The sequence below is a fragment of the candidate division KSB1 bacterium genome (genome assembly GCA_034506395.1).
Lineage (GTDB): Bacteria > Zhuqueibacterota > Zhuqueibacteria > Thermofontimicrobiales > Thermofontimicrobiaceae > Thermofontimicrobium.
The window spans coordinates 243269-267050 of the sequence record JAPDPQ010000002.1 but is presented as its reverse complement, the minus strand read 5'-3'; the positions used below and the strand labels follow the sequence as shown (position 1 = coordinate 267050).

General features: G+C 47.4%; 18 protein-coding genes. 4 read left to right on the top strand and 14 right to left on the bottom strand.

Features of this window, described 5'->3' with window-relative positions:
- Positions 1 to 200 precede the first annotated feature (200 nt).
- The 14 genes from ONB37_02390 to ONB37_02325 form a co-directional block, all read right to left on the bottom strand.
- Entirely contained in the window at positions 201 to 2321 is a 2121-nt protein-coding gene (locus tag ONB37_02390) for a T9SS type A sorting domain-containing protein (GenBank protein MDZ7398993.1), read from the bottom strand.
- Between the two features lie 72 nt (positions 2322 to 2393).
- Positions 2394 to 3434: a PorV/PorQ family protein gene (locus ONB37_02385; GenBank protein ID MDZ7398992.1), complete on the bottom strand. Its 1041-nt coding sequence runs from the start codon at positions 3432 to 3434 to the stop codon at positions 2394 to 2396.
- Positions 3435 to 3586: 152 nt separating this feature from the next.
- Complete coding sequence (locus tag ONB37_02380) at positions 3587 to 7207, bottom strand: hypothetical protein (protein MDZ7398991.1); 3621 nt, start codon at positions 7205 to 7207, stop codon at positions 3587 to 3589.
- Positions 7208 to 7230: 23 nt separating this feature from the next.
- Positions 7231 to 9999, bottom strand: coding sequence for a TonB-dependent receptor (locus ONB37_02375; GenBank protein ID MDZ7398990.1), 2769 nt, complete (start codon positions 9997 to 9999; stop codon positions 7231 to 7233).
- Between the two features lie 17 nt (positions 10000 to 10016).
- Positions 10017 to 11714 (bottom strand): peptidylprolyl isomerase, encoded by a 1698-nt coding sequence (locus ONB37_02370; protein ID MDZ7398989.1) that lies wholly within the window; start codon positions 11712 to 11714, stop codon positions 10017 to 10019.
- A gap of 113 nt (positions 11715 to 11827) precedes the next feature.
- Positions 11828 to 12865, bottom strand: a complete 1038-nt coding sequence (locus ONB37_02365) for a LacI family transcriptional regulator (protein ID MDZ7398988.1) — start codon at positions 12863 to 12865, stop codon at positions 11828 to 11830.
- A 97-nt stretch (positions 12866 to 12962) separates the two neighbouring features.
- Positions 12963 to 13565, bottom strand: a complete 603-nt coding sequence (locus tag ONB37_02360; protein MDZ7398987.1) for a PqiC family protein — start codon at positions 13563 to 13565, stop codon at positions 12963 to 12965.
- A gap of 124 nt (positions 13566 to 13689) precedes the next feature.
- Positions 13690 to 14592: an MlaD family protein gene (locus ONB37_02355; protein MDZ7398986.1), complete on the bottom strand. Its 903-nt coding sequence runs from the start codon at positions 14590 to 14592 to the stop codon at positions 13690 to 13692.
- 9 nt (positions 14593 to 14601) lie between these two features.
- Complete coding sequence (locus ONB37_02350; GenBank protein ID MDZ7398985.1) at positions 14602 to 15390, bottom strand: ABC transporter ATP-binding protein; 789 nt, start codon at positions 15388 to 15390, stop codon at positions 14602 to 14604.
- Between the two features lie 131 nt (positions 15391 to 15521).
- On the bottom strand, positions 15522 to 16328 hold the full coding sequence (locus ONB37_02345; GenBank protein ID MDZ7398984.1) for an ABC transporter permease: 807 nt from the start codon (positions 16326 to 16328) through the stop codon (positions 15522 to 15524).
- Positions 16329 to 16412: 84 nt separating this feature from the next.
- Complete coding sequence (locus tag ONB37_02340) at positions 16413 to 16748, bottom strand: STAS domain-containing protein (protein MDZ7398983.1); 336 nt, start codon at positions 16746 to 16748, stop codon at positions 16413 to 16415.
- A gap of 8 nt (positions 16749 to 16756) precedes the next feature.
- Positions 16757 to 17173, bottom strand: a complete 417-nt coding sequence (locus ONB37_02335; GenBank protein MDZ7398982.1) for an ATP-binding protein — start codon at positions 17171 to 17173, stop codon at positions 16757 to 16759.
- 247 nt (positions 17174 to 17420) lie between these two features.
- A complete protein-coding gene (locus ONB37_02330) occupies positions 17421 to 18701 on the bottom strand; it encodes a SpoIIE family protein phosphatase (protein ID MDZ7398981.1) in 1281 nt (426 codons plus the stop codon).
- A 277-nt stretch (positions 18702 to 18978) separates the two neighbouring features.
- The gene (locus tag ONB37_02325; GenBank protein ID MDZ7398980.1) at positions 18979 to 20259 is read right to left on the bottom strand and encodes a T9SS type A sorting domain-containing protein; all 1281 of its coding nucleotides are present in this window, start codon (positions 20257 to 20259) and stop codon (positions 18979 to 18981) included.
- A gap of 138 nt (positions 20260 to 20397) precedes the next feature.
- Between ONB37_02325 and ONB37_02320 the strand changes: the two genes are divergently transcribed.
- The 4 genes from ONB37_02320 to ONB37_02305 all read left to right on the top strand — a co-directional run bounded on the left by ONB37_02320 (position 20398) and on the right by ONB37_02305 (position 23756).
- Positions 20398 to 20673 (top strand): hypothetical protein, encoded by a 276-nt coding sequence (locus tag ONB37_02320; protein ID MDZ7398979.1) that lies wholly within the window; start codon positions 20398 to 20400, stop codon positions 20671 to 20673.
- 784 nt (positions 20674 to 21457) lie between these two features.
- Positions 21458 to 21718: a hypothetical protein gene (locus ONB37_02315; GenBank protein ID MDZ7398978.1), complete on the top strand. Its 261-nt coding sequence runs from the start codon at positions 21458 to 21460 to the stop codon at positions 21716 to 21718.
- Between the two features lie 15 nt (positions 21719 to 21733).
- On the top strand, positions 21734 to 22573 hold the full coding sequence (locus ONB37_02310) for a rhomboid family intramembrane serine protease (GenBank protein ID MDZ7398977.1): 840 nt from the start codon (positions 21734 to 21736) through the stop codon (positions 22571 to 22573).
- 70 nt (positions 22574 to 22643) lie between these two features.
- On the top strand, positions 22644 to 23756 hold the full coding sequence (locus ONB37_02305) for a tetratricopeptide repeat protein (protein MDZ7398976.1): 1113 nt from the start codon (positions 22644 to 22646) through the stop codon (positions 23754 to 23756).
- The last annotated feature ends 26 nt before the right edge of the window (positions 23757 to 23782 follow it).

Sequence of the window (23782 nt, the reverse complement as noted above, 5' to 3'; positions counted from 1 at the left end):
AATGAAATTTTATTTGCTGTTGCAAATATTGAATAGAACAGATTCCTCCAAATTTGCTGCTGGTCAGAGTAACATCTTTTTTGTTGAAAACGATAACGATCAATCACCTTCATTCTGTTTATCTTAGCACAAAAGGGCATAAGCCCCAAAGCAGCTTACGCCCTTTTGTTATCAAGCTAGACATTTTTTAATATCTGAGCTCATCGAACCAACATGATCTTATTCACCTGGTTGAAGTTTTCGGTGACCATTTTCACCAGATACATGCCAGAGCCCACATCTTTTCCAAAGGCATCTTTGCCAGTCCAGCGAACAAAATGATGTCCCTGAGGCTGGAAGGCATCGATCAGTGTGGCCACTTCCTGGCCTGCCAGGTTATAGATTTTAATGGTGACATGGGCGCCCTTCGCCATGGTGAAATTGATGGTCGTGCTGGGGTTAAACGGGTTCGGATAGTTTTGTTCCAAAGCGAACTCCAGCGGTTTTTCGGTTGGTCGATTGCTTACTGCCGATGGCTTGGTGAGATCTGGTGGTGGGAATTCGACAAACAGATGCGTGTCGCGCCACGGCACCACGGGCAGATTGTAGCTGGTCGGCCATACGGTAACAGGCCAAGGTGTGCCTTCAAGGACCTTATCAGGATGGATGTACTGCATATATCGTCGGCCCAGTTCTACACCACCGCCAGTATTGACCACATAAACTCCCGGCTCGGCTGTGGAATAAGCGATCTTGTAGCCAAGCTGATACCAACCGTGGGGGAATTTGGGTGAAACTTTAATGGTGTACGAGCCAGAATAGATCATATCACCATCGGGATCTGTGAGTTGGAGAAATCTCCCGCCCCACATATTTTGCCCTTGAGTGACCGCAAGCAATTCGCCATCCCACTGGACAAACACGCTATCAACGCCCGGCCGGAATAGATTACTGGCATTCGCCTGATTGGAGTCTGGATTGGCTGCATTGCGCATATCCACATTCCAAGTCACAGTGAGATCATGATTGAACACCCCGTTAGCTGGCACGCTATTGAAGAACTGGCGTTCAAATCCAAAATCCCCAACAGGATTTTGTAGCGGTGCATTCTGGAACACATGGGTTCTGTTGCCGCCGCCAGTAATCGCTGGCTCTTCCCAGCCGTTGTCCAAGGTGATATTTGGGATATAATTGGGGCTGGCAGGATCGACCCGAGAGGGATCCCAGACGATAAAATATTTGTAATAGATTTCAGTTCCTGGAGGAAGTTTGAACACCTCGTTGGCAGATGTCCACTCTTGAAGCAGCGGCTGATAGTACAGCTCAATTGCTTGATCCATACCCCAGCCGCGAGGTCCTCGCACTACAACCTTATCACCAACACCTCGGTCGAACAAGCCAAGCGCTTCCAGGGCCTCTGTGCTCAACCGCCAAGTGATGATGCTTTCAATGGGTTGGACACCCTTAACCCTCTTGCCGCTGAACCAGGTCCAATGGATCGTGGTATCTTTCAGACCAACAGGATAAGTGAACTTATGATTGGCCCCGTCTTCCCAACTAAAATCCTTGGTGTTCTCAGCGTAGAATTTGAATTCCTGCGTTGCTCCAGGAGTGACCCCAGTTTTTGGGAAATATGCTACGCCAGACCAGAATGAACCATTATAAACGCTCTTCTCTTCCCATTTAAGCAAAACCTTGGTGCTGCCCCAATCCAAAACGCCAGCCGACGCGCCAGGATCGCCGCGGAGACCCACTGGACCATTTTTGGTCGGATCGAAGCGCTCTGCCTCCATCTCACCGCCCATGTTCACTCGAAAATAGATCGCCACACTATCGGGCTTGGGAACGAAGGGCATTTTGTACTGTGGCTGTGGACCCAATCCGATATCAGGATTATAGTATTGCACCGGCACAATCGTATCGTTTTTGCTGGTGATCAAAATTCGCGTGTCGGCAATGGTGTTGTCGAACGGTCCTTCCCAGCCGCCATTTGGATAAGTGCCGATATCTGGCGTATGCCCGGTCCAGAACTTATACCGCAAGGTATCATCGGGATACATCTCAAAAGTGACCGTCCAATAATCACCACCGACATTCACCATGTCCAGATCCGAGGACTTGTCCCAGTTGATCACTTTGCCGCCGGGCAACACTGGACCAGTGGTCCAATTGTTCAAGGCGCCACGGACTTCAACAAAACCGTTCTCGCCGAGCGTATCCAGCACGGTCGAGGAATTGAACTGCAAGGTGACCTTGACAGTTTGTGCGATCGCACCCGAGCCAAACATCAACCCGAGGGCAATCAGCCCTAACATAAATAGCCTTGTAATTTTTTGATGCATAATACGACCTCCAATTTAGATGAAATGATAGGTGAATTACACAGTAAAAAATAATGAATTCAACTGCAATCTTTAAAACAGCAAAGTCAACGTGACTCGATTGGCATTATTCAAGTGAACGAAGCTTTGAAAAGCATATCCGGCAATGAACTTCACGTTGCTGGCGATATTGGTCTTAACGCCTGCCCCGAAGGTCAAACCCTTTTCATTGTCCTCAAGAAACAGTTCACTATAACCGCTCCGAAGCACCAATCGTTCGTTTAAAAAGGCGATCTCGGCGCCGAGATTTATGCTCTGGGCGTTATCGCTCGGATTGACACCATCGGCCGCGACGGTGAGCCGCAAATTCTCCGTCTTCCAAGCATCATACGAGAGGCCTAAGCGCATGACCAATGGGAGGTCGAAGCGCTCCGTTTTCAGACGGCCAACCACGCTCTGGTTATTTCCCAATTGCTCAGGCGCAATATCGACCCGCACATTTAAATCCTCGCCGTCGATGCGCATCTTGGTGCCGAAGTTCGATACACTCACTCCCAGCCGCAGGCCATTCAGCGGAGTATCATACAGCGTCCCCACATCAACTGCAAATCCTGTGGCCTTGCAATTGAAAATCCGCTCGGTAATATATTTCACAGTTCCCCCGATTGAAAATCGATCCGTCAAACTCCGAGCAAAAGAAAATCCGACAGCAATCGATGAGGCATCGAATTTTTCTCCTGTGCCCATTGGATTGGCTGGGGTGGTCACATCCATCTCCTGAGTGGATAAAGCTGCCACACTGATGCCCAAAGTGCCAGCCCCTTGAATCGGGACCACGACGCCGAAGAAATTATAACTCAATCCTGGCAGCCAGGGCGAGTGATCCACGATGAGAGCACGATTTTCATTTCGGGAGAGGCCCCCAGGGTTCCAATAGAGCGAGCTTGGATCATCGGCCGATGCGACAAAAGCGCTACCCATGGCTGCCCCACGAGCACCAACTGGGATCTTTAAAAATGCGGCAGAGGCGGTCCCCACTTTCTTCACTTCCTGCCCGTATCCAGCCATAGCAATTAGCAGTATCATAATGCCCAAAAATAGAATTCGACGGGCTTCTGGCATCTGAATTTTCATTATTGTTCTCATAGTTCTGCACTCATGAATTATTTATGCGCGATTGAATTTTTTGCTGATCATTTTTTTCTTAAAAATGATTATTGCTTGTCCTCCAATTGCCCATTCAGCAGATCAAAGTCCAATGGAACGGCAATAGGATGCATCTGATTTCATTTTATGATAGCGAAAGTACCGGTCTTCTCACCAATGCCGGGCGCAGAAACATGATAGATATAAATGCCATAGGAGATCTCAAGATTGTCCTTGCTGAGTAAATTCCAGATGGCCGTGCCATTATTCAACCCAGTATCGGTTCCATCGGTCAAACGCTCCAGACCATTGATTTCTGCCGCATTGCTTCTCCCGCTATCGTGCTCCAGCTTGGCAATCAATTCCCCAGAGACGTTGAAAATTCGAATGGTGCATTGTGGCGGGAGATTGATAAAATGAATTTCTCGCGGCCCGCGACCTCTGGAATAGGTGTTAAATGGCTCCCAAGATTCGGCCGCAATGTAGGGGTTTGGTACGACTCGGATGCGGGTGAGCTGATCTTTTGCCAACTCTTTCGATAACGATTCGCTCCGCATCCTGAACCGATAGACATCGCTGGAGAGGAACGGCTTACGTAGATAAAGGTTCAGCGTATCGCCAGCTTCTGGGTTACGACCATCGCGAGGCTGCAAATTCAAAATGAGTTGCCAAGTATAGACCAGTTTTCCCAGCCGATTCGGCTCCAAAAACATGATGACATCGGTGAGATTGGCATTTTTGGGATCGATCGAAAATTTGCCGTCATTGCCATGCACCTCTGCGAAGGCGAATTGCACCGGCTCGCCGCCTTTGGACAAATTGATGATTTTGAAATTCACCGGCTTCGACGGCAACTTCACAAAGCTGATCGAAGTATCCTTCGAAACCGACATGCCAACCTCTCCGAAAATCACCTGGTAATCCATTGGGTTCTGGATGCCTTTGATGGTGAGAAATTGAACTGGGCTAAATTGAAATTCGTAAATGCCTTTTTTGCTCCAGCGCGATCTTTCAGGATCGACCTTAACCCGTTCTTCATTTTGGAACGACAGTCGGAAGCCATCGATGATCGGCTGTTCAAAATCCGATTCCAGATGGGTGCTCTTATTGATCAAAACTGTGTTGGTCGTGAGATTGGTCAACGTAAAGTTTTTGGTGGTCAATACATCTAGCACCTTGCCCACAATCAAGGTGTCTTCAAAAGTTAATTGGTACTCGTGACCATTTTTCACCCAACGCGGATCAATGATTTTGAAGAAAATCTGTCCAGTGGACGTTCCGCTGACATGGTCGAACGATTCCACCTCAGACGGCAAGTAGCCGGCGACAGGTGCGCGAGGCCGAACAACCACAACATTCGTACCGGTCACAATATTGCCCTGTTCATCCACATCAATGCGAATTGGGGTCTCGGTCGGTGCGATCTCCGCCTCGGGATAGCCATAGTCGTAGGCGGTCACTGCATAGAAATAGCGCTGCCCATTGATCAAGCCAGAATCGACATAGGTGTGCTGGAGACCAGTGTCATTGCCCAGCCAAAACTTGACCCCGAAAATATCGATCGGATGGTAACCTTTGCGTCCATCTTTCAAATCAAACTGAGCAATCGGCTTGCGAATAATGGCTGCGCCCTGGCCATCGGTGATCACTAATGGATCTCGCATTGCGGCATCGGTGGAGCGATAGATCCGATAGCCCTCAAAATCCCGCGCCATCTCAGCAGCGTTAGGCAGATCCAGCCGCTTGATGAAATTATCGACCGAGTGCTCGGCCGCATCGTCCCAATAAAGCGTCACTTTGCGATCCCCGGGAACAGCGGTTACCGTCACCTGAAGCGGAGCCTGAGCAAAACGATAATCGGCTTCATAAGCAATCTGCGCCTGACGTTGCTTTCGAATCGCACTCTCGATATCGTCCATTTTTGTGACGCCATCCCCCGCCATGGCCACAGCTACAGCCATGCGCTGTCGCTCGCCTGGATTCAACGGGAACCAGCCAGAGGAGACATTTAAATCGTACTCACCAGTCCGACGCGGCAAGCTGAAATATCCCGGCCTCATGTAGCGGAACATCAGCGCCTCGTCTTTGATGGTCGAGAAATTGATGCTAAAGGCCGGATATTGCAGCGCACCGGTGATTCCTATCAAATCGGTCTCGCTCACATCCGTTTTGTCAATATTCGGCTCCCCAGGCCGATCCGTGCCAAAGCCACTCGTCGGACGACCATCTCCCTCCCCAGGATCGCCCGTCTCCTCGGCCCCATCCATCCCTACATCGTCCTGAAAGATATTCCAATCGCGATCGTTATCGAAACCGTCATCGCGAGACTCGTCGATCATGGGGGCGACATTGGCATAGTTTTGCTCTGCCAGCTTTCCCGGCACAACAAATCCGCGTTTAATAGTATCGCCAATAGCAAACGACAGGTAATTGATGTACCGAACCGGCTTGACCGTCTGCGTAATATCGTCAAAGCGCTGGAGATGCAAACTTACCATTTCATCGATCAAGCCATCGAGATCATCATCGATGGAATTAAATAAGGTGTCCTCCTCCACTGTAATCCCTTCGGGTGGCAAATTGATAAGGCGACCAAGGCTCTTGACCGTCCCCCCTCCAGCAGGATATTCTATCACGCGGCGCTCGAACGTGAGCGAATCGATCAGCACGATCTTATCACCTGGCTTGAGCCGCTTCGGGCCGAAGTCGTTTGCCGTGAATATGGGAATCCGTTCATTTGCATTTCCAGAGATCTCAGCTAACAATTGCGGGTGCAGATCCGCGTCTCCATCGTTGTCGATACCATCGAACTGATTACCTGGCGTCTCAATAAATTTGATCGATCCGAGACCGACCAGCGCCCCAGCCCAGGGATCGGTACCGACGCGATCATGATCGGTAATGAAGGCGATATTGGTCTGGAGGTCAACGTACGGCTCATCATCGTTGGAATCACCACCCACCAGATCTGCTACCCAAATGCTAAACACGGTCTTACCAACCCGTTTGGTGCCATCGTTCTTGATGTCGTTAATAAAAAAGGTCACATCATTGATGAGAATCTGGGTCCACGCCATGGCTCGAACATCCATGAGCAAGCCGAGGCCGCCTCGTGTCTTATCGGTATCGTCAGGATAATAATTATAGCGGCGATAGAGATCATCAGAGCAGCGATAGAATAGCTCCAAGTCGGCATTAAAGATGTTTTTCCCGAAAAAGCCGTTCCAAGAGCCGATCCAGCCGGGGTCAACTGGATCATCGCGCTTGTCACGCCAGCCACCATCAGCAGCCCGAGGCCACGATGTCGGATCATCGCTGCGGGCGATCTCCTTTTTGGGATGATCGGGATTAAGGAACCCAGGCACTGGCTGCAAGCTCCAAGGCTCCCCGGCTGGGCTGCTTCGCGAAGTCGATACTTCGGCGATGCTGATCTTTTCGCCAAGCTCATTATAGACTTCGCCGCCCAACCAAATCGATACAAACCAAATATAGGTCCGATTGGTGTTTTTCGGCCATTCGAACCCCCACTGTCCCGGCTCACTGCCCTCGTTGCCGTTCACACCAAAATTATGAACTGTAACCCGAACGTTGTTCCCATCCAGATTCGACCGCCTGCGGAAGTTGGGGTCCGCACGGTTATCCGATGGGACATGATTGATGATTTGCGCTTCTGCAATTCCTGAAAGGAGCAAAATGAACGCGAAAAGAAAGAGTCTGAAAACCTTAGCGGCTATTGAATGAGAATCTTTGACTGTATTCATACCATGCTACCTATTCTTATGGGTTAAAAACTAATTCGTGTGCCAACTTGTACTCGACGGGGTTCGGAATAGAACGACGGATTATCGAACCAGGTTGGGTCTGCCTGCGCGGCCTGGGACAACAACAATAAGGTATAATCCGGCCGCCCAGTATCTCCATAGACCACAATCGGATTCTCCGCATCAAACAAATTGAAGATCTTCATGAATAATTGAAAATTTAAATTTCGGAAACGGACGTTCTTATAAATATTGAAGTCCACTGTAAAGATATTCGGCTTGTTGCGACTATTATCGGGCAAGCCGGCCAGGATGCTTTGGCCAGTTCGCGTGGCAGTTACTGAAACTGGAGTATAAGGCTGACCCGTATTGAACCGCGAAATGAAGCTGGCGCCCCAGGTATTACCACCGACGAACAAATTGGCATTCAGAGTATGCCGCTGATCCCAATCCAATGGCGTCAAAAACTTAGTGGGCTCAGCACCTCCCTGCTGCGAGTAGAACTCCTCTTCTGGATTCGAGTTGGTACCCTCGACGATCTGGAATGTGTAGTCCACTGTGAAAGCATAATTATCGCTGAACTTCTTATCCAGCGAGAATGTAATGCCTCGGACATTGGCAAAATCGCGATTGTTATAAATCACGTAATTCACACCGCTCAGGATGGTTGGCTTCACAGGACTGGTTGAGATCCAGTTCCGAATATCCCGATAGAAGCCAGTGACATCGATCACGAGATTTTCCGCGATCTGTTGTTTTAATCCAAGTTCATACATCGTATTGCGCTCGGGTTTGAGATCAGGATTGCCATAGGGGCCGTATGTCCCGGCAGATTTGGATAGTTTAATCTGGTCGCCGATGTAGAGGCGATAATATTCCGGCACCTGTTGAAAGATCCCAAACGAGAAATGGATGACCCCATGTTCGGTGATAGGATAGGCCACGCCAAGCCTGGGGCTAAGTTGCGTCTTCGGTGTGCTGCTGCGATACCAGTACTTCTCCCGATCCGCTACTGTCAATTGATTATCGGCAGTCCGTTCCTCGAGCTCAATAACCCCATTGCCATTGGTATCTCGGTAAATATTGTTCAACTTGAACGGATTAAAAATGTTGGGATCTTCAGGATCGCGGGGAATTTTTCCATTCGCATCGAAGTAATCGTATCGTAATCCCAAATTGATAATCAGACTTTCGTATTCGATTTTATCTTGAATATACCCAGCGAACTTGAACGGCCTTCTGGTAAATTCGTTGTGGGTGAAAGTCGAAATATCATCGATGTACGGCTGAAACGGTTCCACTTGAATTCCATTTTCATCGACCTTGGGGATAAGGGTGATATCGTTGTAATAAACCTTATCCGATTGAAATTCAACGCCGAATTTTACCTGATGCCGTTTGCTAACCTGGCTGGTCAGATCCCACTTAGCAATTCGGCTGAGGCTATGGCGCTCGAACCAGCCCATATTGGTCCCAGCCTTGGCAAATTGTTGGGCACCAGTGTTAAGGGAATCTGGATGGACATATCGCGGATCATCGTATCGCTCATAGAGCTTGGAGACAAGATCGTTATAACGATATGCCATGGTTAGTTCGAAATAGGTTGTCTTGCCTAGAAGATAGGTGAACTTTGGGATGACACTGAGCCCTTTCTCCTTATCCCCTTTATCGCCGTTAGGATTCAATTTATAAAAGTGGTTGTAGTAGCGCTTTTTCTCGAAGCTGCCCAGTGCATCGATTCGGAACTTGAGTGGGGTAGCGATTTGCCATTCAAGCGCCGCCTGACCGCTCCAGCGATCGTTGTAATTCATGGGCACGGCACTGCTGTCGCCCCTCACCGCAATCGTATCACCGTCAACGATCTTCGATCTCCCCTGAGGCAGATAGGCATTGGGCCCATAAAGCCATCCTTCATTGCGCCACCGGCGACCAGTTAAAAAGAACGACATTTTATTTTTGATGATCGGTCCAGAGAGCGTCCCCTGGTAATTGTAAATGTCCGCAGGATTGTAATCATCAATGTTCCAGAAAATATCCTTTCGGCTGCTGACGTAGTCACCGCTCCATAATTCAAGATTGCCCTGCAATTTTCCGCTGCCGGTTTTGGTGACAACATTGATGACACCGCTCATGGCATTGCCGTATTCGGCATTAAACGTCCCGCTGATCACTTGCAATTCCTGGATAGATTCATTCTCTACTTGCAGCGCCTGGCTCCGCGAGAAATCGTCGGTAATGCTGATCCCGTTGACCATGTACGAGACCTCGGTAGAACGACCGCCACGGATATGAATGGCTCCGCCGGCATCCCTCGTGATGCCCGCCTGAATGTTGAGCAGATCGCCCACTTCCTGAACCGGCATTCGCTTAATATCCTCGGCCTGAACCCGTGCCTCGACCGAAGTCAAATCCTTTCGGATCGCTGGCGCCTCGGCGACAATGACAACTTCCTCCCCAGCGATCGCCTCTGGTTTGAGCACAAAGTTCACCGTGGTCGTCAAGTCAGTTAACACTTGAACATTTTGGATCGAAGTCCTTTGATAGCCAATATAATTAGCGATCAAGGTATAGCGCCCCGGTGGCACACGCATGATGACAAATCTCCCTTCCAGATCACTGGCAGCTCCGAGCATCGTCCCTTCTAAGATCACGTTCGCACCGGGTAAAGCAGCACCAGTCTCAGCGTCCTTCACTGTGCCAACGATCTTACCGGTGTTTTGACCAAGCAAGTTGGAGCTGATGAGTACAGCAAGCAAAATCCAATTGAGGCTGAAAATTTTTTTTCTTTCCATAGCAAATTTGCCTTCACCTAGTTTACCTTTATTTCCATTAATTTTGCTGGATATGAAATTACTTTTGCCTGCGCACGAAGCGAATCGACTTTCTCCTGTCGAACCTTGAACCATAACATTGCCCTTACTGTCTTCTCGACCTCATGCCTCGCTTGCTCAAAGCTTCTGAGTTTAGGGGGTATTTTGTCCACGCATTTCAGCAAAACATAGGAGGAGTTGATCTCCAGCGGGCCGATCCATTCCCCGATATCCATATCAAGCACTTGTTTTGACCAGGCGCCCAGATCGTTCGGAGCTAAATATCCCAAATCTCCTCCCTTTTCTGCCGTGCTTCGATCCTCAGAATAGCGACGCGCAAGCTCGTCAAACGGCCTTCCCCGCTTTAACATTTGGGCAATTTGGTCGATCGTCTCACGATTCGAATGCTGGATCATCTGCAACTGAATGCGCGGCGGCTCTGCAAACCGGCTCGGGTCTTCATCATAATAATGCTTCAAGGTATCCTCGGGAATCTCAAATCCCTGATACATGACCTGTTCCATCCGCTCCAGCAGCGCCGTCTCAAAATCATCCGCCACGCGCTGCCGATACTCCTGCGTCTTATGCAATTTATGCTTTTTAGCCTCTTGCAGAATGTAAGAGCGGACCACCAAGCCAGCGATGAATTCTTTTAGCGTTTCTTCATCCCGGATCCAATTACGTTCCTTGGTGGAAGTGAATTCCGCTGCTCGTTGCAAATCATCCACTGACCATTTGCCGAGCTTCGAGGAAACAATGATTTGCTCCTTCAGGTGGGAACTGGTTTCTCCCATGGGGCTGAAATCGGGCATCAGATCGGTTTGAGGGGTTTCTTTTATGATTTTGAGCAGCTCGCGCACCATCGGACCATTAAACGAGACATTCAGTTCCTTTCGCAATGAATCCACATGGCGCTGCGTCATTTTGTAGGTCTTTCTTTTTTTCCAGTATGTTTCAAGCTTGGAGCGATGTTTGGCGAACTCGGTTTCAGTGAGCAATGGTTTGGTGATCCGATCTTCCAAACGGATAATACTATATCCATCATTGGTTCGAACTGGCTGGGAGATCTCACCGACCTTCAATGCATACGCCGCATCTTCGAAGGCGGGATCCATCTCATCCACAGTAAAATAGCCCACCAGTCCACCAGATTCTTTCAGAATTGGATCATTAAAGCGAGTTTTAGCAATTGCGATGAAATCAGCCCCTTGCTGCAACAACTGATACAGAGAGTCCGCTTGGGATTTGGTAGGAGCATAAAGATGTCTGGCTTTAAGCCGGGTGTTCAGATTGATGAACAGTTGCCGGAGTTCGTCCTCAGAAACCTTGATTTGACCAGATACCTGCTGCCTATGATAAGCGTTCAATAGATGCTGGATCTTGATCCTTTCTAATTCGCGCTGACCGACAGGATCCGTGTCGTAATGGCGGTTCCGGGCTTCCCAGATGAGGACTGCCTCGGCGATCAGGTTATCCAGCACGCTTCGCCGCGCCAAACCAGTATCCTGGGTTCCAGTTTTCTCTCTGAACTCTTTGTAACGTCGGATGAAGTACTCCCGATCGATCACCTTTGTACCTACGACCGCCAGCGCATTGGCATGGTTTTGGCCCCTCTCGCAATGCAAGAAACCAATAAAAGTTACTGCCAATAACAGCACAATTGCTAAAGATTGAATTCTGAGAGCTGATTGTCTCATTGCCAAACAATATTTTTTGATTTATCTGATCTCAGATCTTGTCGCCATTCAGATCGAAACCTATTCCCTCACTCGATGATCGTATCAACAAGTCTCAACCTCGGGCTGGTTATTCAAATTGTATGATTCGAACCACAGGTCTCCCGGATCACCAGCTTAGTTGGAAATGTCATTTGAAAATGATCAGAAACCTTGCCATCAATTTTGGCGATCAACCGTTCGGCAGCCAGAGTACCCATTTCGTACATCGGTTGATGGATTGTGGTCAATCCCAGATACTCCGATAATTCGATATCATCGAAACCGATAATTGCCAAGTCATCTGGGACCCTCAGGCCACGTTCATTAATAGCTTTAATGGCCCCAGCTGCCTGAATATCGCTGGAAATGAACACCGCACTGGGACGATTGTTTCCCAGGTTCAGCAACCGATTCATCGCCCAGTAGCCTGCTAATTTATTGAAACCGTCGTTATAAAGGATCTCGGAATCACCATTGGAATTGACCGAGACAATGAGCGCGTCATCTTGGACAATTTGATATTGCTTCAGCGCCGCCTTGAATCCCGCTAAGCGTTGCTTCGCTGGCGTGCTAATCAGGCAACCATCAATCATGCCGATCCTTCGGTGCCCAAGCCGAATCAAATGCTCGGTGGCCAGAAATGCACCTTGCTTGTTCTCAACGGTGATGTAATCCAACCGATCGTGATAGCTATCCACCAAAACCACAGGCAATTTCGATTCAATGAATTTGGATGCCAATTTGTCTGAAACCGAGATGGAGATCACCAATACCCCATCGACCTTCCGTTCTCGAAGGGTTCGCTTGAGAATCTCCTCTTTTTTTTCGAGTTTATCAATGTTATAAAGAATGAGATCATAGCCGAATTGGCTGAGGACATGCTGGACACCATTCAGCACTTCGTAGTAGAAATAGCCAGTAAATCGAGGTACGACACACGCGATGATGTTGGATCTTTTGCGGGCTAAGCTGCGCGCCATAGCGGAGGGCTGATACTTGAGTTCGCTAATCACTTGCAGGACCTTGGCACGTGTGCTTGGAGCAATTTGAGGGCTGTTGTTGATAACTCGGGACACGGTTCCGATTCCGACGCCCGCTTTTTTTGCCACATCATAAATTGTGACGCTCATTTTCAGCTCCAAATTAGTGGAAGCCCTTCCACAATTTGGCGTAATAATACAAAAAAAATTCTTCTTTGTCAAGCAGTTTTTTTATCATTGTAACTTTTTATTTTAAAAAATGAGCATTCAATTGCTTCACCAACTCCACCAGGCAGCGCTCAACCCCCAAATTTATCCCTTGAACGATTTCAGCGGCCGTTTTTTTCTGCACCGGCACTTTTTGTTCAATCACTGTATGCCAGGATAACTGTTGACTTTTTCGATCTGTCACTTCAAATTCGATTTGCACGCGGGCGTACCATTGATCGCCTTCGTCCCATTCTTCCAGCGCTCGGATCGTCCCCTGCAATAGATAATCGATCCGAGAATATTTTGGAAAAGGAACGACCAGCGCAAATAAATTCGCAGCGCGCAACTGTTCGATTGTTTTGTCAGTAATCATCTGCGCTGGCTGGCTCACCCAGCGATGATAGTGATAATATTTCCCCTCATAAGGCGAATCGCGATAAACGAGTCTTTCTTCCTGATACAAAGGTGCAGCGTCAAAACGCATCACACCCAGTGTAATATTATGAAAAGGGGATTGATTTCCCGAAGCTTGGGTTATCGGAAAGTCGATGAGATAATAATGCATATCAGGTATTCTTCCCCCGCATCGCACTAACAGCAACGCAAGCAACATTACGCATAATGTGCTACGGATTTTCATAGTTTGCTCCTTATCTCTGAATAGCGCTTTGCATTTCAGCTCACCACTAAAGCCCCAATCACCCTTTTATCAGATCGTAATGCACCTATTAATCGCCTCATTGGTTACTACCAGCCCCCCCTGCTCATTCCTTGCCCAGTTTGCGCTCTGGCGGCGCGGATTTTCTGATTAAGCTCCAGGGTCGTTCTTTGATCGACCGAGAAAATTCATTCAAGTTCTGGGTTGTCCGCTGCAAATTTTCCATAATTTGGCTATAGTTGCTCGATTGCATGGTTAGCAACTGATCCGCATTGGCGAGGGTCTGTTGCAAGGTGAGCATAAGTTGTTGAGACTGACCTAAAGCTGCTTCAAGCTGATGAATGGACCGCGCAATGCTGTCTTGGTTCTCAACGAGTATGGTATCCAGTTGAGCGCTCAGATGGCTTAGATTGGCAACGACGTTTGAAGAATTGGTCATGAGCGCGGCAATTGCCCTTTGGTTATCCTCCAACAACCGATTCAAATTGACCAGCAGTTGCTGAATCTGGGTTTGATTTTCCTTCCCTAAAATTTGATTTAAATGTTCGATCGTCACTGATAGTTTTTCACTCAATTGATCGAAACTGTCGGTCAGCATCATCAGCGGGGTGACATCTTTGCAGAGGAGTAAACTGTTAGGTGGCAAGCGTGGTGCTTCTGGTGTACCTGTGCTGATCTCGATATATTCCTCCCCCATAATCCCAATCGAAGTAATGAACGCCTGGGAGTTTGTTTTTACTGGCACATCTGCTCCGACCTCAAGCTCAAATTGGATCAAAGTATTGTCCTCTGGAGCAATCGAAACTTTCTTCACACGACCAACTTCCATCCCGCCGTAGCGAACCAGTGACCCGACGTCAACCCCACTGGTGTATTTGAAGCGAGCGTAATAAATATGTTTGTGCTTGAACAAGTCCAGGCCAGAGATCAAAATGAGAAAGATGACCAGCAATACAATGCCAACGACCACCAGACAACCAGCTTTTATTTCATTGGAACGATAATCCATTTTTCACCATTATTCAATGAGAGAATTCAAATAGCTTTCCCGATCGATATTTTCAGGATCAGGAATTCGATTGAAGAACTGTTGAACCTTAGGATTGCTGGATTGTTTCAACTCTTTTACAGTACCCAGGGCGATGATGCGACCGGCATCCAGCAGGGCCACGCGATCGGCGATGAGAAACACTGAGGCCAATTCGTGGGTAACCACCACAATGGTCATGCGGAACGCTTTTTTCAATTTTAAGATGAGATGATCAATTCCGACCGCCACGATCGGGTCCAACCCTGCTGAAGGCTCATCACAGAACAAAATGTCAGGGTCCATCGCGATGGCGCGAGCCAAAGCAGCCCGCTTCTTCATCCCGCCAGACAACTGCGCTGGCATGAAGTCCTCGAAACCAGCCAGTCCTACCTGATCTAGTTTCATCCGGGTCATGATTTTAATGGTGGATTCTTCCAGCGCAGTATGCTCGCGGAGCGGCAGCGCCACGTTATCCCCCACCGTCATGGAGTTAAATAGCGCAGCCCCCTGGAAGAGCATCCCGATCTTGCGACGAATTGGCAGCCACTCCTCTTCCGATAGCGAAGTCAGGTCCTGCCCTTTGATATAGATTTTCCCAGCACTGGGCCGCGATAAACCAATTAGATGCCGCAAAAGCGTGCTTTTCCCACAACCAGATCGGCCCAAAATGGCCATGGTCTCGCCCGGCATAATTTCCAAATTGATGCCATCCAGCACCTTTCGGGTGCCGTAATGGGTCTCTAAATTTTCAATTTTGATGATCGGTGTCGGCTTCATTGGTTGTTTCTATCTGACTCACAGTTGTTTCAGATGAATTCTTATCTTTGGGCGTATGAAAACCCATTGTGGTTGCAGACGAAAATTAAAAGAAAATCGTTTTCGGATCCTCGTCCCCTTTTTCCCATGTGTCATAGCGTCGAATAAAAAATCATTGTCATGATAAGATCAGCCACGATGATTAAGAATATCGAAGCTACCACAGAAGCAGTTGTCGATTTTCCGACCCCCTCAGCGCCACCTTCCACAATAAATCCCTGATATGCCCCGACCTGAGCAATAATCATTGCAAAGAATATTGTCTTAATGAGCCCAGTAATGAGATCTTTCATCACCAGCGCGTCAGCCGTCTGATGAAAATAGCGGATGAATGAGATATTCAAATTGAATATCGCCAAAAAAAAGCCACCGAGAATGCCAACCAGATTGGCGATGATGGTGAGACATGGCAAAACGATCAGTAGCGCCAGCAACCTGGGAACGACTAAAAAACGAACTGGATTTAACCCCATGGTCTGCAGGGCATCGATTTCCTCATTGACTTTCATCGTACCGATCTCAGCAGCGATCGCCGAACCGCTCCGTCCCGCGATGATGATCGCAGTTAACAGAGGTCCTAATTCTCGCGTCATCGCTACACCAACCAGATCAGCCACATAAATTGAGGCGCCGAATCGCTCCAATTGATAGGCCGCCTGCATCGCCATAATTAGTCCGACAAAAAAACAGATCGTGGCAACGATAGGGATCGAATTGAAACCGATCAATACCATTTGGTGGATGGTGCTTTTCCAGCGAATGCCACCGCGCCCTTTCCATGGGGCGACAAAGGTCCAGAATAGCGCCTTTTTGGTGAGTGCGACCAGCCGCGAAATATGAACCAAATAACCAATAAAAGTTCTTCCCAGAGAACCCAGGGTTTGTCGAACAAGCTTCATTCGGGATTTGTTTCCTTTTGAATCATTGAAATCGTCGTGCTAATATCGATCGTGCTGCACTTCCCTCAGCTCATGGAGTCTAAATCACGAAATGCCCTCGCGCGCCTGCTGCTCGGTTTCATATACATCAAATACCCGATCGAGCCGACTTAGCTCGAATAGATCTTTAATCGGCTGTGCCAGATGAAACAGCCGCAATTTTCCTCCATTTCTCTTTGTCAATTGCAAAGTCTCCACCAATGTGGCAACGCCAGAGCTATCCATATAAGTAACATCCCGAAAATTCACCAGAATTGCCATATTCTTTTTCGTAGCCAATTTTAGCATCTCCTGGCGCAACTGCGGCGAGGTATACAGGTCAATATCCCCGCTCACATGGATCACCGCGTAATTTCGACCCCGTTCAATATTTATTTCCAATTTCGCTCCTATTCTTTTCGCTGAAGAAATTTCACCAACTGCAGTAAATTTCCCCCACCTGGTTGATGCTCGTATTTCACAATATCCATTACGCTTCTGATCAAATGCACGCCCAACCCGCCAGGCCGAATATCATCCAATTGCCGCGATTTGATTGCTTCTGCGCTGACGGTCTTTCCGACATCTTTTAACAAAATTTCCACCCTATCCCCATGCAGTAAACAGATCATCTCAATCACCTGATCTGTTGCTCCACCATAAGCATGCTTAATGATGTTGCTGCATGCCTCATCCACGGCAAGGGTGATATTGTTGCCCTCCTCCGAACTGAACCCCATGCTTTCGCAGATATGACCGATTGCAGCGCGGATGATCTTCAAAAATTTTGGATCCGAAGGAATTTTGATCTCGATGTTTTGTCCCATTGCTGTGAACCCTTTATGCTGTTGCCTGATCATCTTGTGATGACATAGAACTCGACACCACGCATATCACTATGCAGGTCAGATCATTCGTTCGTTCATCACCAATCCATCTAATTTTCTCCAAATTTTGACGCTGGGAAATCCAATTCAAACTCTCGCCCCGATTGACAGCTACTATCATTTCATATTTTTTAGAATGTTCATCTGTTTGATCATCTCGCAGTTTGCTGCCCATGATCTTTTTTGATCATTGCCATTTGATCGCCAATAGCGTAATATCATCATGCGGTTGCGTGCTACGACAATGTCTTTTCACCTGGCTAATCACGGTTTCGATGAGTTGTTTGGGAGTTTGCCACGGATGATTCAGAATCTCTTCCAAACGCCGGGACGAAAACATTTTTCCTCGTGCATTTCGTGCTTCAGTCACACCGTCGGTATATAGCAAAATATGATCCCCAGGCTGCAATCGAATCTGCTCCTGCTGAAATTCAGCATTGGCGAGAATTCCGAGCGGGACGCCAGTCGAGCCGTTGATGGTAACACAGCGCTGATAACAATTGCGATGCCACAGCGGCGGCAAATGGCCAGCATTGCTGATCATCAGTTCCCCATTCTGCCTGTTCAACAACATGAAGATCAGACTGACGAACATCCCCTGATGGCTGCGTTCCACCAAAATTGTATTGATCTTGCTTAATAATTCAACTGGCTGCGGCACGATGAGACTATAGTAACGCAGATCGCTGATCAACCGCGCCATGTAGAGGGCGGCCGGGATCCCTTTTCCTGAGACATCCCCAATCACCAACCCTAAATGGTGTTCATCAATGGGGATGAAATCGAACAGGTCGCCCCCCACAGAGGCAGCTGGGATATTTTTAGCATAAAGAAGAAACTTGTCACCAATGGCATGGGGATAGCTTTGGGGCATAAAGCTTTGTTGGATGCGATGAGCGGATTCCAATTGCTGTTGCAGCCGTTGTTGCTCCAGCATGTAGCGGTGCATCCGAGCGTTTTCGATGGCAAGCGCAACCTGGCGGCAAAAGGTGGTAAACAGCGCCAAATTGTCTTCAGTAAAGGGCTGGGCGTCGCGACGATTGATCACCTCGGCAACACCGATGACTCGATCTTTAATCTTTAATGGGGCTGCGAGGATCGAGCGGGTCTTAAAACCCGTTGAATTGTCGACATCTGAAAAAAATCGGCTATCGCGATCCACGTCTGGTACAATGATCGCTTCACCATGTTGCGCCACCCAGCCCGCAATCCCCTGCCCCAATTTTAAATGGATCTGATTTTTAACTTCCTCATGAACCTGACCCAAGGCGATTTCACATTCTAACTCACCAGTTTCCTCGTTGAGCAACATCACCGAACTGGCCTCTGCGTTCATCACCGCCTGCGCTTTTTCCATCACCAAGTTCATTAGCTCCTCTAAATCCAATGTCGAGCTGATAATTGCTGCCACATCTATCAAACTGGTCAACTCATCGATCTTTTTCTGCAATAATTCTATCTCTCTCATGTTGCCGTCCTGGTTGTCAACATGTTTTGCGCGCAATTTTCCAGCTTTATTGCGACCCAGATCCTATTGCCTGGGATTTCACCATAGCAAGGAGAACTCTTAAAAAACTTCAAATCATAGCCTCCACTTACTTTTTTTAGAAAACAGGTCAAAGATAATGCGGATAAACTTTAAATGCAAGTGGAAAATCCGCGATTTGCAGGAGAGTGACTCGAAAAAGCGGATTCGATCGCGTTGAGCCATCTGGTCAATTGCGAGGGAATCTTTGGTCCTTCACTTACTTCTGAAAAACCATTTTTCGCGAAACGCGATAAGAATCGGTTTCCAGTCGATAAATGTACACTCCGCCAGGCATTCCCGATGCATCCCAGGTGATCTGGTATACGCCTGCGTCCTGATAGGTATCGATCAGCGTAGCAACGATTTGACCGATGGTGTTAAAGACCAGAAGCTTCACCGAACTGGGCGTTGGCAATGCGTATCGAATCTGGGTAGTCGGATTGAAGGGATTGGGCCAATTCTGCTCTAACGAAAATCGTTCTGGCAGCGATGCATTGTCTCTCTCGGCTTGGATATGGGGCATCTGTTCGACTGCCAGTTCCTGGCCCGTGTTCGGATGTTTCGGCATCTCGGCCTTCAGATAAGCTAAAGTAGCAGCGATCTCGGCAGCGTAACTCCGTTCCACATGGTTTAGGGTCAATTTTAGCAGCCTAACCGCCGTTGCGGATGGGATCGAGACGTCCAATCCTTTAGTGATTTTCAAATACAACTCGGCAAGATTTGAGAGGTAGCTCGCGAGTTGGTGAACGATCTCGGCTTCCGATTGAAGCAAAATTCCGGCGTAGGTGGTCATCAGGGTTCGATGTGCTTGTTCTGCAGATAATAGAATGCCCGAGGCGGTGACCACGTTGAGATCAAACTCGCGCGCAAAATCTTCTGCGTAAGCGGCAACCAGGAGTCCAGGGATCGCTGATGATCTGAGCTGCGCCGCTAACAACATCTTTCGGCCAATATTGCCATCCTCGTTTCGCTTGATCAAAATATCAACTGCCAGTTCAGAAGCTATATGGGCCACTGAAGGGGCAAATTCAACGGCAATCGTTTTTGCTTGTTCTGGGTCAATATTGCTTTTAACCAGCACCTGTTCGATCGAATCTTGAAATACAATTTTGAGAGTTTCAACTTGAGCAGAAATATAACCAATACCTGGCGTGGTGCGCCCAGCGTGATGACTGGTGAAGTCCGCTCCCCAGACATCGTTGTGGCTGGCAAAACCAAGGGCGAACGAGTTCAACGTCGAACCGAAAGCTTTGCGCACCACTTTGTCAAACTGAATATGAGTCTCCGACTCCAGATAATCGTAATAGGGGGTGCCAAAAACGCTCTTGTACAGGTCGGGCACCGTCGCGCCGTACATCTCTTGATAGTTCCAAAAGCCAGGCCCTTTGCCGAGATGATCTCCGAAATAAACATGTGTGGCAATTCCCCAGCCAAATACAGCCCAGGGGGCTAATGATATTAGAGCTAAAACTGTGATGCAAAGGTTCATTTTGCTCATGATTGCACCTCACTTTTTGATTTAATGGGTAGTTAAGAAGAGCAGATGGATATTTTTTCGCATTGAATTGCTAAATTCAAGGTAATAACTTTTTTCTTATCAAACAAGCAAAAATTTTGCTCGAATGAAAATATCCGCTTGGTTCAAGAGAATGCGGATCAACATCGGAGCATTCCTGGTGATCGAGAGGTCGGAAAAACCTCATCAGCGACAGTGCCAAGTGATGCACTGGAAGATTGCGGTTTAGTTGTAAAAAAGATGATACACACCGACGTTTACCGAGCCCATTGGCTGGCTGACCAATGGTGTTTTATCTGGTTTTTGTGCGAAATTTTTTGCAGCATTATTGCCCATCTGATCAATGCGGCCCAAACTGTCGATATCGATTACCTCCCCTTTTCTTTAGCTGCGTGAGTGACCGCCATCTGCCAGATCTGATGGATCATTTTCGAGATTTAAATTTGACCACTCATTTCAATCGAATATTTAATAAGCAATGCCTACCGCGCTTTAGCCAAGAAGCAAACATTTTTTTACTCGAATAGTCTCTGGCTTTGATGCATAAAATTTTAAAAATTTCTCTTGACATGTTCAAATTTATTTGTTATCTTCATCACGTGTTTCATGGTGGACCTCATAATATAGATGCCGCTGGGTCTGAAAAAGACCGGCGGCTTTTTTTTTGAACTATCAGCCATGATTCTACTCGCTACAATGATGATTCTTGAAGACTAATTCATAAGCAAGATCGCCGACTTTTTTTGGAGATCAAGGAGATGATCTCCCGATTTTTGATTGTGAGGCATCTGCAAAATTCATAAACTGTAGTTCTACCAAATTAACTTCTTTGGATGCAAGGGTCTCGTTCATTCCGAAAAATAGCACTTCGATAGATGGCTATCTGCCAACCGTCAGACGGCATGACATCAACATTTTGAATTGATCGCCTTCTCATTTGTGGGGGTCTTTTAAGACCTGTTATTTTAATAGCATCCAATCCCGATATTCGATGACAAATCAAATGCGCAGATGATTTATCAGTCTCGTGGAAGAAGGTTCGATCCCACCTTACAGAAATCTCCGCACTATAAAATCGCGTGACTATAAGCAATTCAAATAAAAAGGTTGATTGTTAACCAAATATTTTGTATAATTGGATAATGTTGGACTAGCAAAGGGCTTAATTTAGCTCATGAGAATGAGAGATAAAAAGCATAAGTTTTTTCTGTTCATGATCGGTTCCTGGCTGGTGGCGAAGCTTTTGTGGACACTTGAGGTTTCGCGCCTTGCATTTCACCGGGTGGTAGTTACTAAGAAAATTGATCAAATAGTGTATGCCTCTAATCTACCGCCAGTGAGTGAATGGAGCTATGAGGATGATCGACTGGCGATCGTCAATTACGATCCAGAGCATGGGGCGTTTGTCGTTTACAAACTATCCGAATTGAGCCGGAATTAAATTAGGATTTGAGTCATGGGACAAGTTAAAAAGGCCATTATTTGTCCTAGCTGCGGGAGATTGATCAGCGGTGATGCTCCGGAGTGCATTCATTGCGGTTTGAAGAACCCGGGAAGAATCGGTGCCTTGGCCGGGATGCATAGGCTTTTTCGAGGCAATCTCGATTTCACCACAACGGTGATTTACTTTTGTACTGCTCTCTATATCCTCAGCCTGCTCATCGATGTGAGAGGGATATTCCATGCACGAAATATCCTCTCGTTTCTGGAACCAAGCCAGAAAAGCATTCTCATCATGGGAGCCACTGGCAGCTATCCGATCCATTTCGGCCGTTATTGGACCTTGGTTACTGCCATTTTTCTTCACGGCAGTATTCTCCACATCATCTTTAACATGCTCTGGGTGCGACAAATAGGCCCAATGGTGGAAGAGTTCTTCGGTATTCCCCGATTGATTATCATTTTTCTTGTTTCGGGGATTGCTGGTTTTGCACTGACTACACTTCGGGGCACACAATTAACGATTGGTGCCTCGGGAGCTATTTTCGGATTGCTGGCCGCGTTAATCTATTATGGCCGCGCGCGGGGCGGTTTATTCCGACAATTTGTCTATCCCCAGATTTTAACCTGGGCAATTGTTTTATTCATCTATGGCTTTTTGGTCCCTCAAGTCGATAACCTCTCCCATCTGGGTGGATTCATCGCTGGATATCTATCAGCAAGCTTGTTGGGCTACCGAGAACTAAGGCCAGAAAATTTGATTGATAAAGTGATCGCAACGGCCCTAATCATCGTCGTTGGCGGTGCTTTTATCATTAATTTCGGGGCGCTATTGCTTACACTTAAATGGCTTTAACCCATGAGTGATCCCTTGTGGTATTATCCCACTTGGTGATCATTTTTGAATCATTTTCAAAATAGTGCTTATGACTCATTGGTGGCTCTATACAAATCGAAAATGGACCAATCAGAACATTGCTGCCCTGATCTTCATCTATGCACTGCACCTATCCATTATGAGCCGTTCTCATGCTCAAAACTCTATCAAATTCGCTGGTGTAGAGAGCATGGTAGATGAAGCAATCGAATTGGTTTATCATAAAAATTATGAGGCAGCGATTGAGATGTGTCGAAAGGTGATTCAACGCTATCCGGATAACCCGTTGGGTTATTTTGGTCAAGCGGGCGTTTATCATATTCTTATGCTCAATTATCGCGTGAACTTGTTCGATCAGCAATTTGATAGCCTTTTATCTTTAGCTATACAAAAAAGCGATCTTGCGCTCAAAAAATATCCCAATGATCCGAATGCTTATTTTGTTGCGGGCGCCGCGTATGGCTTTCGCGGATTGAATCGAATTCGCAAGGGACAATGGTTTGGCGCGTTTCGTGATGGTGTCCGCGGTGTATCTAATATGATGAAAGCCCATGAGATGAACCCAGAACTCTGGGACGTTTATTATGGCTTGGGCTTATATTACTATTGGAAAAGCGCAAAAGCCAAAGTATTAACCTTTCTCAAATTGATGAAGGATGAGCGGGAAAAGGGGATTGAATATTTAAAAGTAGCAATCGAAAAAGGTCGCTTTAGTGCGACAGAAGCTGTGTTTGCACTCATCGAAATTTACTATTTCGAAGATCGCTACAAGGAAGCGCTTGAAACCGCACTCTCTCTCGAAAGCCGTTTTCACGACGATCCGACCTGGATCTATCTGACGGCCAAGATTCTTGATAAACTAAATCGCTACTCAGAATCGGAAACGTATTTTCGGCGTCTCCTTGAAATCTTGGAATCAGCTCCATATCAGGCTTATAGCTACTTAGCGGAATGCCACTATGGGATCGCCAGATGCCGATTCGAGGTTGGAGATTATCGCGCGGCCCGTGAATCCTTAACTACGGCCTTTGCGTTCAGCAGTCGCTGGGATAAGCAGCGCGAGCTCGAAGGACCATTACTCGATTTCGATAAAGTGCTTCAGCGGATGAATGAATTGCAACTGAAATTGGCAAGCCTCCCGAATGAATCTTCAAAGGAATAAAAAATGATGATAGTTGATAAACCGCC

Coding starts and splice junctions, on each gene's coding strand:
- ONB37_02345 (MDZ7398984.1), bottom strand. CDS start 16,328: ATGAAGCTTGTTCGACAAACCCTGGGTTCTCTGGGAAGAACTTTTATT.
- ONB37_02350 (MDZ7398985.1), bottom strand. CDS start 15,390: ATGAAGCCGACACCGATCATCAAAATTGAAAATTTAGAGACCCATTAC.
- ONB37_02390 (MDZ7398993.1), bottom strand. CDS start 2,321: ATGCATCAAAAAATTACAAGGCTATTTATGTTAGGGCTGATTGCCCTC.
- ONB37_02310 (MDZ7398977.1), top strand. CDS start 21,734: ATGGGACAAGTTAAAAAGGCCATTATTTGTCCTAGCTGCGGGAGATTG.
- ONB37_02355 (MDZ7398986.1), bottom strand. CDS start 14,592: ATGGATTATCGTTCCAATGAAATAAAAGCTGGTTGTCTGGTGGTCGTT.
- ONB37_02370 (MDZ7398989.1), bottom strand. CDS start 11,714: ATGAGACAATCAGCTCTCAGAATTCAATCTTTAGCAATTGTGCTGTTA.
- ONB37_02335 (MDZ7398982.1), bottom strand. CDS start 17,173: ATGGGACAAAACATCGAGATCAAAATTCCTTCGGATCCAAAATTTTTG.
- ONB37_02365 (MDZ7398988.1), bottom strand. CDS start 12,865: ATGAGCGTCACAATTTATGATGTGGCAAAAAAAGCGGGCGTCGGAATC.
- ONB37_02305 (MDZ7398976.1), top strand. CDS start 22,644: ATGACTCATTGGTGGCTCTATACAAATCGAAAATGGACCAATCAGAAC.
- ONB37_02375 (MDZ7398990.1), bottom strand. CDS start 9,999: ATGGAAAGAAAAAAAATTTTCAGCCTCAATTGGATTTTGCTTGCTGTA.
- ONB37_02315 (MDZ7398978.1), top strand. CDS start 21,458: ATGAGAGATAAAAAGCATAAGTTTTTTCTGTTCATGATCGGTTCCTGG.
- ONB37_02385 (MDZ7398992.1), bottom strand. CDS start 3,434: ATGAAAATTCAGATGCCAGAAGCCCGTCGAATTCTATTTTTGGGCATT.
- ONB37_02325 (MDZ7398980.1), bottom strand. CDS start 20,259: ATGAGCAAAATGAACCTTTGCATCACAGTTTTAGCTCTAATATCATTA.
- ONB37_02360 (MDZ7398987.1), bottom strand. CDS start 13,565: ATGAAAATCCGTAGCACATTATGCGTAATGTTGCTTGCGTTGCTGTTA.
- ONB37_02380 (MDZ7398991.1), bottom strand. CDS start 7,207: ATGAATACAGTCAAAGATTCTCATTCAATAGCCGCTAAGGTTTTCAGA.
- ONB37_02330 (MDZ7398981.1), bottom strand. CDS start 18,701: ATGAGAGAGATAGAATTATTGCAGAAAAAGATCGATGAGTTGACCAGT.